The organism is Collinsella sp. HCP3S3_D1 (assembly GCF_052064015.1).
In the GTDB taxonomy this organism is placed as follows: domain Bacteria; phylum Actinomycetota; class Coriobacteriia; order Coriobacteriales; family Coriobacteriaceae; genus Collinsella.
The window spans coordinates 24233-37083 of record NZ_JBQHWK010000012.1 but is presented as its reverse complement, the minus strand read 5'-3'; the positions used below and the strand labels follow the sequence as shown (position 1 = coordinate 37083).

Genomic DNA, 12851 nt, shown 5'->3' with positions numbered 1-12851 from the left:
TACTATTTTATCGTAAAAAATACCCTCGGGGACGAGGGTATTTGCCTATACAAGGCCACCAGATGCGATTTAAGACTCTTTTTTGCTCTGCACGCCCTTGGCCCACTCGGCACTGGCCCTCATGGCGTTCTGGAGGGCCTCACGCAGTTTTTGGTCTTCGATGGGCGACACCTGGCGCTCGATCTCGGCGCGCTCGGCTTCATTCAGGTCGGCATGCGGCGCGGGCGGGCGCGGGGGCGCGACCGGGCGCAGGCGCTCTTTTGCCGCGGGCGGCGTGTGGCCGGGGCGGGTCGTCTTAAATACCAGGCCATCCACATGCGCGCCGGCACGCTCCATGCGTGCGCGGATTATCTCGCGCAAAAGTGTCATCTCCTGTGTCCACGAGGGCGAATCGAGATACACCAGCAGCTCGTTGGACTCGGGAAGATAACGTAGCCCCGTCACGTGCCGGCCCTCGCGCGTGCCCGAGCACACCGCGTTCCAAGCACGGTAGACCGTACGCGATTCCTCGGCGGCCTCCATTTGCGCACGACGCTCGGGCGTAGCCGACGCCAAGATGCGCTGGCGCTCGGCACCCAAAAAGTCACTGAAGGCAGCCGTGCCGTTCTCACGCTCGTAATTAGCATGCCTCACCCATGCTCACCACCTTGGCTCGATCAAGTAACTCATCGGTAAAGTATCCCAAATTGGTGGTGGTTATGACTGTCTGGATGTCGTCGCCGATCAGCTGCAAAAAAGCGGCGCGGCGATCGCCGTCGAGCTCGCTCATCACGTCATCCAAAAGCAGCAGCGGGGCGGTACCCAGAATATCGCGGGCTACGGCCACCTCGGCCACCTTCCAAGCCAGAACCAACGTACGTTGCTGACCCTGACTGGCAAACGAGCGAGCCGAGCGGCCGGCGACCGAAAACTCAATCTCGTCGCGGTGCGGACCCACGAGTGTCACGCCGCGGCGGATTTCCTCGTCGGCGCGCTCGTCGAGCGCCGCGAGCATGTGCTCGTATGCCCAGCCCCTCAGCTCCTCGCGGTCATCGGTCTGGGGCAGCTCCCCCAACGTGGACGCATAGGCCACATCGGCCTCCTCCCCGGACGCAACCAGCCCGTAGGCATTGCGCACGTGGGCATCCAAGCGATCGAGCAAGGCTAAGCGGTGCACCAGCAGGGCCGATCCGGCGCGGGCAATCGACTCATTCCACGCACCGAGCATCTCACGGCAGCACCATGTCTCTTTGAGCAGGGCGTTGCGCTGCGTCACGCAGCGGCCGTAGGCGCTTGCCAGATCGGCATAGCGGGCGCTCAGCTGCACACCAAAGTCGTCGAGCGCGGCGCGACGCACGCTGGCACCGCGCTTAACCATATCCAGATGATCGGGGCAGAACAAAACACTCGGCAGCACGCCGCGCACACCAGAGGCGGCACATCGCTTGCCGTTGCGGCTAAACGAACGCTTACCGTCCTCCACGCATAGGCCCATGTCCAGCACGCGGCCATCGCCCTCGAGCCTAAGCTCGGCCTTGCACAAACCCGTGCCGTCGTGCACAAGCTCGACGGCAGTGGAATGCCTAAACGAGGTGCCGCTCGTTAGCAGCTGCAGCGCCTCTATGAGGTTGGTCTTTCCCGCCGCGTTGGGCCCCGCGAGCACCGTCACGCCATCGCTCAGTTCCAGGCGATAGCTATCGAAGCTGCGGTAGCGCGCGACGGAAAGATCGCGGGCGAACATGGCCATAGGGCGCCGCTAGATGCGCACCGGCATGACCAGGTACAGATAGTTGATCTTGTCGTAGGACTTAAAGATGCCGGCCTGCGAGTAGCTCTTGAGCTCCAGCGTGATCTCCTTCTCCTTGGACAGGGCGTTGAGACAGCCAAAGATGTAGTGGTAGTTAAAGGCAATGGTACCCGACTCGCCCTCAGCCTCGACATCGATCGTCTCCTGCGCCAGATCCTGGTCATTGGAGATGGAGGACAGGCCCATCTGGCCGTTCTCGACATCGATCTCAAACTTGACGGCGGGGTTGGCGCTCGCGATGACCGCCACGCGCTTGAGGGCGGCATTAAAAGCCGCCACGTCGATCTTGACGCTCGTTACGCACGAATCGGGGATGAGCTGCTTGTAGTTGGGATACACACCCTCTATGCGGCGCGACACGTAGGTGGTGTTGCCGGCTTCAAAGACAACCTGGGTGTCGGTGGCACCGATCATAATGGTCGCCTGGCTCGCCATGATGCTCAGGGCGTCGTTGAAGGCATCGGCCGGCACGTTGAGCTCAAAGGAGCCCTCGAGCGTCGAGGTCTCCACCTGCGTATCGCACACGGCCAGACGGAAGGAGTCGGTCGCCACCAGGCGCACGGTGTTGTTTTCGACTCTCATATGCACACCGCCCAGGATGGGGCGGGCCTTGTCGGTCGAGGTGACGCGCCACACGCGGCTGACCATCTCGGACAGAATGTCGGTCGGGAGCTCAACGGCGCTCTCGATGGCATAGGCCGGGAACTCGGGGAAATCGTTGGCATCGAGCGTATTCAGGCGGAAGGAACTCTTCTCGCAACCGATCAGCACCTGGCGCTCCGAAAGCTCAAAGGTAACTGGGGCATCGGGAAGGGTCTTGGTGATGTTGGAGAGCATCTTGCAGGGGATTACCATCTCACCTTCCTCTTCCACATGTGCCGCGATGCGGTGACGAATCGAGATAGTGTAGTTAGAGGTCTGGAATTCCAAGATGCCGTCTTGTGCCTTGATGAGCACGCCCGACAGAATAGGGAGGGTGGATGCCGAAGCGACACCCTTCATGACGACGCCGATTGCTTGCGTAAGCGAGCTCTGGCTGACGGTGAACTTCATCTTTTAATACCTTTCTATAGATATAAATATCTTAATAATAGTAATAGTACTGACGAAACTGTTGATTACTCCCAAACATGCAGGTCAAACCCAAAAAGAGAATCGACAGTTCCCTGTGTGCAACAGGGGTCGTTTTCCACGTTCAAAACCTGCGCAAAACTTTTCATCGGAGCGGGCTGGGTTTTAGACACCTTATGCCCGCGGTTTCGACAAGTTTTCAACAGGTGTGCCTATTTCCCTACGAGCGCAGTGTAATTTTGTCTCGTAGCGATTTGAGGTCCTCGGTCACGGTCCGGTCTTCCTGGATCATCTTCTGGACTTTTTTGTAGCTCGTGCTGACGGTCGAGTGGTTGCGGTTGCCAAACTCCGCACCCACGGCGGTGGTTGTCATCTCGCACATCTCGATCGCTAGGTAGATGGCGATATGGCGCGCCTTGGCGATATTGGCATTGCGGCGCGGACCAATGAGCTCCTCATGCGTCACGCCGTACTGCTCCTCGATAACAGACTGAACTGTCTGCACGTTGATCTTTTTGGCCGACGTGTCGAAGTACTGGCTGGCGATGGCATCGATGTCGTCGAAGCTCAGCTCGCTACCCTCGCGCTCGCGGTCGCCCGCCTCCCCGGCGCAGCGCTCGCAGAAGCTCTCGAGCTCACGGATGTTGGTGCCCGATACCTCCGCCATGTGTTTAAAGTGCTCGTCAGTTAGATGTCCGCTGTCGCCACCGTAGACCGCCAGCAGCGAGTCGTCGCCCGCCTCGGGCACCGCCGCGATCGTGTTCTCGTAATAGCGCTGCAGAATCTTGTACTTCATCTCGTAGCTGGGCTCTGCTACCAAGCAGAGCATGCCGGCGTTAAAGCGGCTGGTCAGGCGCTCGTCCATGTTCAGGTCCTTGGGCGCACGGTCTGCGGCAATCACGACCTTCTTGTTGTTGCGGATAAACTCGTCCATGAGCTGGAAAAAGTAATCCACGCTCGCGCGCTTGCCGATGATGTTTTGGATGTCATCGATGATGAGCACGTCCACGCCGTGGTATGCCTGCATGATGGGAGCGTTACTCTTCTTTTGGCGGTCGAATTCTGTCATCAGATCATCGATGTATGCCTGTGAGTTGGCGTATTTCACTTTGATCTCGGGCGACTTCTCGGCGAGCTCGTTTTTGATGGCGAGCAGCAGGTGGGTCTTGCCCAAGCCCGATTTGCCATAGATGAACAGGGATGTGCAAGTACCGCGTTCGTCTGCGAGTGCGGCGAATTTAAGCGCCGAACGATAGGCGTGGCTGTTTTCGGGGCCGTAGACAAAGTTTTCGAAGGTGAATTTTGAGTTGGCCACGAGGGGCGCGCCATCGGCGTTCTGCTCGCCCGGCGCCGCAGCCGCAGGCACGCTCACAGGCGATGTCGAGACTGGTTTTGCGCTCTTGGCGGGTGCCACGCCCTTCATCTGATTCATCATGCGGCGGAAATCGTCGGCCGACAGCGTGTTTTTGATCGCGACGCCCGGTTCTTCGCCCGGCGTCGCGTCGTGCGCGACGGGCATGTGCGAAACACTGGGAGCGGTTGCTACCGGCACGGCTGTTGCGTGGGGCATGGTTTCACGGGAAACATCGCTCGCATTGGTCTCCGGAGCCGCCACGGGGGCGACGGTCGTCAAAGGGGGAGTGACGGGTGCCGCCCCTGTGGCGCCTGTCGTGGGACCCTGCGGGGCCACGATGTTGAGCGCGATCGGCGCAAAGGCAATCTCTTCTAGGTAGTGCTCGATAGTCGGCTGGTGCTTTTTGAGCTGCGCAATGGCAAAGCGCGACGGTGCCTCGATGGTCAAGGTGTCCTCGGTCAAGCTCACGGCACGCGATTGCCCCAACATGTTGATGAGGCGTGCATCTTGGCCGTCGCGCTGGCAAAAGGCGATGGCATCCTCCAGGATGATGCTTGCTTCCTCGTCCACTGTCTCTCCCGTTCCTTAACTTTGGGCACGCATGCGAGCGCTGCCGAGTTCGGTCAGATGGTATTTCTGGCCGTGTTTGATTACCAAGCCGGCCTGCGCCAAGTCATTGAGTGTGCGTGACCACGTGGGCGCGGAGTTTCCAAATGCTCGCGCCAGGTCGGTGGCGCCGCACTCTTGGTTTTGAGCCAGATATCCCAGCGCCGCGTTGCCGCGCTCGCTCACAAATACGTCCGGTTGCGGCTGTGCGTATTGATTCGCCGCATTAGGATACATCATTTGAGCTGCTGGTTGTTGAGAACTCTGCATGGTTGGCATCGGCTGTTGAAAACTTTGCGGCCACTGTTGGTATGGCTGCGGCGGCATCTGCTGGGCCCAGGGATTGTACGGCTGCGGCATCTGCTGATACGGCTGCTGATAGCCCTGGGGATACTGCTGCATATATTGCTGGGAGTATCCCTGCTGCGGCATATATTGTCCCGGATATGCCTGCGGGTACGGTTGGAAGCCCATCTGCCGAGCTCCTTGCATGCCCGTCACCTGCTGCATCGCGGCTGCATCCGAATCGGCCGGGACCATGGACTCTGCCGAGCCTTGAGTTGTCGTCTGTCCCGCGGGCTGGGGGTCCTGCATGGGCGGCATGCCGGGTTGATGCATCTGCTGCGAAACCATGGGCCGTTGTAGTGGGGACGCGGCCACGGTTTGCTGCGGAGTCATCATTGCTTGCTGTGGAAATGCTCCCGGCAGTGGGTATTCCGACCCCTGGGCCTCGGGGCGCACGGCTGCCCCGCGCCCTCCCGCGCGCTCAATTTCCTGCACGCGCTTGGGATCGAGGCTCACCGTGACGACGGTGCCGTTGCCCATGTTATCTTCGATGGAGACTGCCCCGCCGGCGTTTTCCAGGTATTCCTGCACCATGGGAAAACCTGCCCCGGTGCCGCGTATATACCGCTTCATCTTGCTGTTTGCGCTGGTGACGCCAAAGTCGAAGGCGCGCTCTTTGTCGTCGATGCCCGGACCTTGGTCGGCAAAGCGGATAGTTTCCCCGCCGTCCAGGATCGAGATAATGGGCTCGGCAAAGTGGGCGTGGATAAAGTTTTCGACAATCTCGCGGATAACCATGAGTGAGATGTGTCCGCCCTGCTCTTTCATGCACTGGTAGACGGTGTTAGTCGTCTCTTCCAGATACGTGCGGATGTCTTGCGGCTCGATGACGATCACGCGCGGGGTCGAAAGCATGTCGTCATAGACGGCGATGCGCGCCGCATACATGGTTTTCGGTGTCTGTTTCGATGTCTGCTCGCCCTCTTTGCGCTCTTCGCGTACGCCGTTGATGTGCTCGTTGTCGGGTGCCGGGTCACCGGAATCGACCATGGTGTAAAAGTCGTCAGACATGCCGCTCGCAATCTTTCAAAAGGTTTCGGATAAATAGTAGCTCACCGCGCAATGTTTCTCATCTTTCGACAAGTTTTCAAAACATGTTGAAAACTTTGGAAAATGGGCGAAAAGTTCTCAACATTGGCAACATGACCTGTTGAAAACTCGGTGAAATATCGTGAAAAGTTGGAGTCATACTCAAAAACACATCCGGCTTATGGCGGAACCGTGTGAACTGCGCAACCTTTTACCTTTGATTTCTTGACATTTGAACATTGATTTCCCTACAATCTTCAAGCTCACGTGTCTATATCTGCGTCCGCGCCCTCGCGGACACTCGAAATGCAGCAGGAGGAACTTAAGATGAAGCGTACGTATCAGCCTAATAAGCGTAAGCGTGCCAAGACCCATGGCTTCCGTGCCCGTATGGCCACCAAGGGTGGTCGTGCCGTGCTCGCCCGTCGCCGCGCCAAGGGCCGCAAGCGTCTCACTGTCTAGCAGCGATACACACATCTCGCATGAAGACTATTAAGTCTCGGCAAGATTTCGAGCATGTGTTCAGTCAGGGGCGTCGTTTCAATCACCCTCTGATTCGAATGACCATATGTGAATCGGTTGGCGAAGGCGACTCTGGAAGGGTCGCCTTCGTTGGTGCTAAACGACTCGGTTGCGCAGTTGTGCGCAATCGTTCTAAGCGTGTGATGCGCGAGGCCGCCCGCAGCTGCGGATTTCCCGTTGCGGGTTATGACATCATCTTGTTCGCGACCCCCAAGACGAGGATCTCGTCGCCGGAGGAGATGAACGAGGCATTGCGTTCGCTTGTGATACGCGCCGGCGTTGCCGGGGAGGAGCGATGAGCAATCACGTTTTGCGACGTGTTGCCATCGCTCCTATTCGCATATATCAACAGGTTATTTCGCCCTTATTGCCTGACGCCTGCATTTATTATCCAACGTGTTCTCATTACGCCGTTCAGGCTATCGAGAAATACGGTGTTTGTAGAGGCTGCTGGCTTGCCGTGAGGCGCATCGCTCGCTGCAATCCCCTGCACGTCGGCGGTTATGACCCTGTGCCCTAGCGGGCACTCGCTATCGGAGGAAAAATTACATGTGGGATTGGATCGTTAACATCCTTTTCGAGCTGCTTAAGCTCATCCAGACCTTTGCGGTCGACTGGGGCCTGTCCATCATTATTCTAGTGGTCATCGTCCGTCTGCTGCTGACGCCGCTCATGCTCAAGTCGACCAAGTCGACGGCCCGTATGCAGGTGCTGCAGCCCAAGATGCTCGAGATCCAGGAGCGCTACGCCGACGATCCCCAACGTCAGGCCGAGGAGATGCAGAAGTTCTACAGCGAGAACAAGTTCAATCCGCTGTCCGGCTGCCTGCCGCTTCTGATTCAGATGCCTATCCTCATCGCCCTGTTTACACTTCTGCGCAACCTGCCGCAGTACTTTAACGAGGGCACCTTCTCGTTCTTCAACATTCTGCCCGATCTGACTACCACGCCGAGTGCCTCTTTTGCCGATGGCTTTATGGTCGCACTGCCTGCGCTGATTTGCCTGATTCTGTTTGCTGTCCTGACCCTGATTCCGCAGCTGTACATGTCGCGCAATCAGACCGGTCAGCAAGCCCAGAGCATGCGCATGATGGCTGTCGTCATGACCGTCATGATGCTCTGGATGGGTTGGAGCCTGCCCGTTGGTGTTCTTTTGTACTACGACGTGTCTTCTGCCTGGCAGGTCATCCAGCAGATCTTTGTGACGCAGAAGGTTATCGAGAAGGCTAAGGCCGAAGAGGAGGAGCGTCTTAAGAACGCCCCGCTGCAGGTTGAGGTCACGCGTCGCGAGAAGAAGCCGCGCCCGCACAAGAAGAAGTAGCGGTATAGTAATCTTATTTAGGTACCTAACTTTTGGAGTACGTTATGTCTGAAGAGATCGTCGAGGATATGCTTGAGGAGGTTGCCCCGCAGGCCGCGGGCGATTATCTCGAGATTGCACAGCGCTACAAGGCTGGTGAAGAGCTTACGGATGAAGAGCTCGATACCATTGCCGATGTTGCGATTTCTATTCTTCGTTCCATCCTTTCGCATTTCGACGCCGCCAACTCTCCTATCGATGAGTATGAGGGCGACGAGGGCGAACTGATTCTTGATGTAACGGCTCCCGACCTTGCCGTCCTAATTGGTCGTCATGGTCGCACCCTTGATGCCCTTCAGGTTATGTTCTCGCTGTTGGTGAGCCGCAAGCTTGGCTTTAGGTATCCGGTTGTCGTCGACGTCGAGGGATATAAGAGCCGCCGCCAGGACAAGGTTGCCTCTATGGCTCAGTCTGCTGCCGAGCGGGCAGTTCGCACTCACAAAAGCGTTTCACTTCCTCCCATGAATGCCTACGAGCGCCGTCTTGTTCATATTGCTCTTCGCGGCAACGACGCCGTCGACACGCATTCTGAGGGTTCTGACCCCGATCGTCATGTTGTGATTGTTGCTCGATAACCTAAACGAGCTTATCTTAAGGGGGCGTGGTTTCCACGTCCCCTTTTTTTGTCAAAAGTTCTTGATACACTGATTTTTGTCAGATAGGAGTTTGTCTTGTTTGTACTAACCGATAAGCAGACAAGCCAGATGCTTAGTCGTCTAATTTCGTATTGCGAAGACTATTCTTTGAAGGTCTCCCATGATGCCCTACGCTCCTGTATTGAGCATCTTGATCTTGTTTTGGAGGCTAATAAGACCACCAATCTTACGCGCATCCTAAATATCGAAGATGCGGCTGTTCTTCATATTCTTGATTCGCTTGTGTTGCTTCCCTATATTGACATAGCTCCAGAAGGCGCTTTGTTAGACATGGGTACTGGTGCTGGGTTTCCTGGTATCCCTTTGACAATTGCTTGCGGACGTAAGGCTACCTATATCGATTCGGTTGGCAAGAAGGTTGATGCTGTCAACTCATTTGTTGAGGCTCTCGGTCTCAAGCATGCTTACGCGGTTCATGATCGTCTTGAAGAATATGCCCGAAGCCATAAGAAACAGTTTGCTGTTGTCACTGCTCGTGCACTTGCACCGTTACCAGTTCTCGTCGAGTACGCTTCACCATTTCTAATAGATAGTGGTCTCTTTGTTATCACGAAGGGAAACCCGTCAGACGTCGAACTTCAGTCTGGTCTAACCGCCGCTAGCATATGCGGGTTCACCACACTTATGACAGATGATTTAGATTTGCCAAATGGCTTGGGTCATCGCGAGTTTATCATTCTAAATAAATCTCGTCCGGCAGCTATTTCGCTTCCACGTGCTAATGGCATGGCGAAGAAGAATCCGCTTGCCTAGATGTTTCACGTGAAACATAATGGATAGTAATTACTTGTTATGTTTCACGTGAAACATAACAGATGATGAATCGGAATGTTTCACGTGAAACATCCTCCGTTTAACAGCTTAAAATACACCAGGAGGGACCGTGGGATTTCGCGACGTTAAGCGTTCAAAGAGCGCAAAAGACACGCGTATCATTGCAATCATCAATCAAAAGGGTGGTGTGGGTAAGTCCACCACAGCAGTAAACCTTGCAGCAGCACTGGGTGAACAGGGTCGAAAGACGCTGATTGTCGATTTTGATCCACAGGGTAATAGCACGAGCGGCTTTGGAATCGAAAAAGAAGAACTCGATAACTGCATCTATGATGCATTGCTGAATGATGTTCCGGCAGAATCGCTTGTTCTGGATACAAATTGCAGTAAGGTATTTGTAATTCCGGCTACTATCCAGCTTGCAGGTGCCGAAATTGAGCTTGTAAGCGCAATTGCACGAGAAACACGCTTGAAGGATCTGCTTGAGCCTGTTAAGGATGAGTTTGACTTCATATTTATCGACTGTCCGCCTTCACTTGGCTTGTTGACCATTAATGCGTTGACGGCGGCGGACAGTGTTCTGATTCCGATTCAGTGCGAGTATTACGCACTCGAAGGTGTCACGAAGCTGCTTGAGTCGATGAAAATGGTCAAAACACGCCTAAATAAGAGCCTTGATACCTATGGTGTGCTTATGACGATGTATGATTCGCGCACATCGCTCTCAAATCAGGTTGTCGAAGAAGTGCAGTCGTACTTTGGCGATAAGGCATTTAAGACCTTGATTCCGCGTACGGTTAAAATATCAGAAGCACCATCGTTCGGTGAGCCGGTAATTACATATGCGCCGCAAAATAAGGGTGCAAAGGCGTATATGAACCTTGCCAAAGAGGTGATCAAGCGTGCCTAGTCCTAGGAAGCGTGGCGGTTTGGGTCGCGGACTCAATGCATTGGTATCCGAAGCAGAATATGAGACCGGTGGATCTGCGACGTCCGCATCCAATACTGCTTCGAAAACTAAACTTCCAATCGAAGATATCGTTCCAAACCCCAACCAACCCAGAATTCATTTTAATGAGACCGAGCTACGAGAGTTGAGTGAGTCGATTCAGGAGCATGGTGTTCTTCAGCCGCTTCTTGTACGCAAGCACGGTAATGGCTATGAGATTATCGCGGGTGAGCGCCGTTATCAGGCTTCTAAGCTCGCTGGACTTGAGGAAGTTCCTGTCATCATAAAAGATGTTGATGATGAACAGATGCTTGCGCTTGCATTGATTGAAAATCTGCAACGCTCTGATCTCAATCCCGTCGAAGAGGCTAAGGGATATCGACAGCTCATCGATACGAGTGGTATGACTCAAGAGGCCTTGTCGAAGGCTGTTAGCAAGTCTCGCTCTGCAATCACCAATTCGCTGCGCCTACTTGATCTTCCAGAGGTTGTTCAGCAGATGATCTTTGAAGGTAAGCTGACTGCTGGCCATGCTCGTGCAATTCTTGCAGTTCCATACGAAGATGCACGCATTAAGTTAGCTGAGAAGGTTGTTGCGGAAGGATTGTCCGTCCGCGCGACAGAAAATCTTGCTCCGTTGTTTTCTGCCGGAGAGACACCAAAAACGCCTCGAACCGCAACGCCTCAGTCTTTTAAGAAGGCGGCGCGCGTTCTGCGTCAGGTGTTTAACACGAACGTTCGCGTAAAGAGCTCGCGCGGCAAGAACAAGATCGAGATTGAATTTAAGGATGAAGAGGAACTCTCTCGCATTCTTGGCGAAATCATTCAGTGTGATCAAGGAGGTCAGGATGAGGAATAAAGTTCTGACTGCTGTCGCTTTGGCTGTTACTGTTGCAGTTGGCGCTTTTGCCGGTTATAAGATTGCGACAGATGATGAATTGCGTGGCCGTTTACTTCGCGGAGCGCAGGATATCGTTGATACCTCAAAAAAGAAAATGGATGTTATGACCGAGGACGTTGCCATGCGTACGGCCCAGATGACTAAGAATCCCAAGATCAACCAAGATTGGGTTAATCATCAATGGGAAAATGTAGGCTTTTAGGTACCTAACAATTAATCGCCTATTCTGAGTGGCCATTGTCTGATCACTAGAACAGGGATTCCTAATTTCGTCCTAAAAAATGCTGGACAATCGTATGATGCAGATAATCGATGAATATGAAACAGCCCCGGTTGCAATTAAGCAACCGGGGCTTTCTGATGTTTCACATGAAACGTTTAGGCTGGTCTCCCCTACGCGTTCTTCTGAACTTTGAAACGCTGCTTGAGTTGGCCACAAGCCGCATCGATATCGTTGCCACGAGAGTTGCGGATCGTGGTCTCGATACCACGGGACTCAAGACGGCGTTGAAGGTCTTCTACCTTATGGATCGGTGACGGCTTGAGCGGGCTGCCCTCAATATCGTTGAGCTGAATCAGGTTGACGTGGCACAGTGTGCCCTCACAGAAGTCGCAGAGCGCCTGCATTTCGGGGTTGGTGTCGTTGACGCCCTCGATCATGGCATATTCGTACGTCGGACGGCGGCCGGTCTTCTCGGTGTAGAGCTGCAGTGCCTCGTGAAGGCGCAGGAGTGTGTATTTCTTGACACCGGGCATGAGCTTATTGCGTGTGGACTGGATGGCGGAGTGCAGCGAGACAGCTAGGGTGAACTGCTCGGGAATGTCGGCAAACTTACGGATGCCAGGAATAACACCGCTGGTAGACACGGTGAGATGGCGCGCTCCAATGCCGATACCGTCGGGGTCATTAAGGATGCGCAGCGCCTTAAGAACCTCATCGTATTTGGCAAAAGGCTCGCCCTGGCCCATGAACACTACGCTTGTCGCGCGCTCGCCAAAGTCATTGGAAACGTGAAGTACCTGGTCGACGATTTCCTGGGCGGTCAGCGAGCGCCTGAGGCCGTTGAGACCGGTAGCGCAAAAAGCACAGCCCATTCCGCAGCCGGCTTGGGTGGATACGCAGACAGAGAGCTTGTTACGACGGGGCATGCCGACGGTCTCGACAGAAATGCCATCGTGGTACTCGAGTAGGTATTTACGAGAGCCGTCCTTGGACACCTGCTTGGTGAGCTCGGTCGGCGTGTCGAAGGCAAATGCCTCCTTTAACTGCTCGCGGAAAGCCTTGGGAAGGTTGGTCATATCGTCAAACGAACAAACGTTCTTCTCAAAAACCCATTCAATGAGCTGCTTCGCGCGGAAAGCGGGCTGGCCGAGTTCGGCCACGAGCTCGCGAATATCGTTTTGGCTCAAGTCGCGAATGTCCTGAGATTTAGTCCTGGGATTCATGGAAGCCTTTCGATTTTGGGGAAACGTAGGGGGTATCGCTACAATATGGTATC

The 12851-nt window shown here is 54.9% G+C and carries 15 protein-coding genes; 9 read left to right on the top strand and 6 right to left on the bottom strand.

The window, feature by feature from the left end:
* Positions 1-69 precede the first annotated feature (69 nt).
* From ACTNDJ_RS05650 to ACTNDJ_RS05630, 5 genes are all read right to left on the bottom strand, one after another.
* Positions 70-633: a DciA family protein gene (locus ACTNDJ_RS05650; RefSeq protein ID WP_427795194.1), complete on the bottom strand. Its 564-nt coding sequence runs from the start codon at positions 631-633 to the stop codon at positions 70-72.
* Complete coding sequence (recF, locus tag ACTNDJ_RS05645; RefSeq protein WP_441063278.1) at positions 620-1726, bottom strand: DNA replication/repair protein RecF; 1107 nt, start codon at positions 1724-1726, stop codon at positions 620-622. Before recF ends, ACTNDJ_RS05650 begins: the two co-directional genes overlap by 14 nt.
* 9 nt (positions 1727-1735) lie before the next feature.
* Positions 1736-2839 (bottom strand): DNA polymerase III subunit beta, encoded by a 1104-nt coding sequence (dnaN, locus tag ACTNDJ_RS05640; RefSeq protein ID WP_427748154.1) that lies wholly within the window; start codon positions 2837-2839, stop codon positions 1736-1738.
* A gap of 238 nt (positions 2840-3077) precedes the next feature.
* Positions 3078-4781 (bottom strand): DnaA ATPase domain-containing protein, encoded by a 1704-nt coding sequence (locus tag ACTNDJ_RS05635; protein ID WP_441063280.1) that lies wholly within the window; start codon positions 4779-4781, stop codon positions 3078-3080.
* Between the two features lie 15 nt (positions 4782-4796).
* Positions 4797-6152, bottom strand: a complete 1356-nt coding sequence (locus ACTNDJ_RS05630) for an ATP-binding protein (protein ID WP_441083429.1) — start codon at positions 6150-6152, stop codon at positions 4797-4799.
* Between the two features lie 366 nt (positions 6153-6518).
* On the opposite strand from ACTNDJ_RS05630, the gene rpmH reads away from it, so the two are divergent.
* The 9 genes from rpmH to ACTNDJ_RS05585 all read left to right on the top strand — a co-directional run bounded on the left by rpmH (position 6519) and on the right by ACTNDJ_RS05585 (position 11554).
* Complete coding sequence (gene rpmH, locus ACTNDJ_RS05625; protein ID WP_019127408.1) at positions 6519-6653, top strand: 50S ribosomal protein L34; 135 nt, start codon at positions 6519-6521, stop codon at positions 6651-6653.
* A 20-nt stretch (positions 6654-6673) separates the two neighbouring features.
* On the top strand, positions 6674-7012 hold the full coding sequence (gene rnpA / locus ACTNDJ_RS05620; RefSeq protein ID WP_154516785.1) for a ribonuclease P protein component: 339 nt from the start codon (positions 6674-6676) through the stop codon (positions 7010-7012).
* On the top strand, positions 7009-7233 hold the full coding sequence (gene yidD / locus ACTNDJ_RS05615) for a membrane protein insertion efficiency factor YidD (protein ID WP_154516787.1): 225 nt from the start codon (positions 7009-7011) through the stop codon (positions 7231-7233). Before rnpA ends, yidD begins: the two co-directional genes overlap by 4 nt.
* 29 nt (positions 7234-7262) lie before the next feature.
* Positions 7263-8033 (top strand): YidC/Oxa1 family membrane protein insertase, encoded by a 771-nt coding sequence (locus ACTNDJ_RS05610; RefSeq protein ID WP_441042215.1) that lies wholly within the window; start codon positions 7263-7265, stop codon positions 8031-8033.
* 44 nt (positions 8034-8077) lie between these two features.
* Positions 8078-8647, top strand: a complete 570-nt coding sequence (locus ACTNDJ_RS05605; RefSeq protein ID WP_154516793.1) for a Jag family protein — start codon at positions 8078-8080, stop codon at positions 8645-8647.
* Positions 8648-8743: 96 nt separating this feature from the next.
* A complete protein-coding gene (rsmG, locus tag ACTNDJ_RS05600; protein ID WP_441083428.1) occupies positions 8744-9481 on the top strand; it encodes a 16S rRNA (guanine(527)-N(7))-methyltransferase RsmG in 738 nt (245 codons plus the stop codon).
* 130 nt (positions 9482-9611) lie between these two features.
* A complete protein-coding gene (locus tag ACTNDJ_RS05595) occupies positions 9612-10412 on the top strand; it encodes a ParA family protein (RefSeq protein ID WP_427729019.1) in 801 nt (266 codons plus the stop codon).
* A 19-nt stretch (positions 10413-10431) separates the two neighbouring features.
* Complete coding sequence (locus tag ACTNDJ_RS05590; protein WP_441083427.1) at positions 10432-11310, top strand: ParB/RepB/Spo0J family partition protein; 879 nt, start codon at positions 10432-10434, stop codon at positions 11308-11310.
* Positions 11300-11554: a hypothetical protein gene (locus ACTNDJ_RS05585; protein WP_441063287.1), complete on the top strand. Its 255-nt coding sequence runs from the start codon at positions 11300-11302 to the stop codon at positions 11552-11554. The genes ACTNDJ_RS05590 and ACTNDJ_RS05585 overlap by 11 nt, the downstream gene beginning before the upstream one ends.
* Before the next feature lie 191 nt (positions 11555-11745).
* Here the strand turns inward: ACTNDJ_RS05585 and rlmN are convergent, their stop codons facing one another.
* A complete protein-coding gene (gene rlmN, locus ACTNDJ_RS05580; RefSeq protein ID WP_441083426.1) occupies positions 11746-12798 on the bottom strand; it encodes a 23S rRNA (adenine(2503)-C(2))-methyltransferase RlmN in 1053 nt (350 codons plus the stop codon).
* Between the last annotated feature and the right edge of the window lie 53 nt (positions 12799-12851).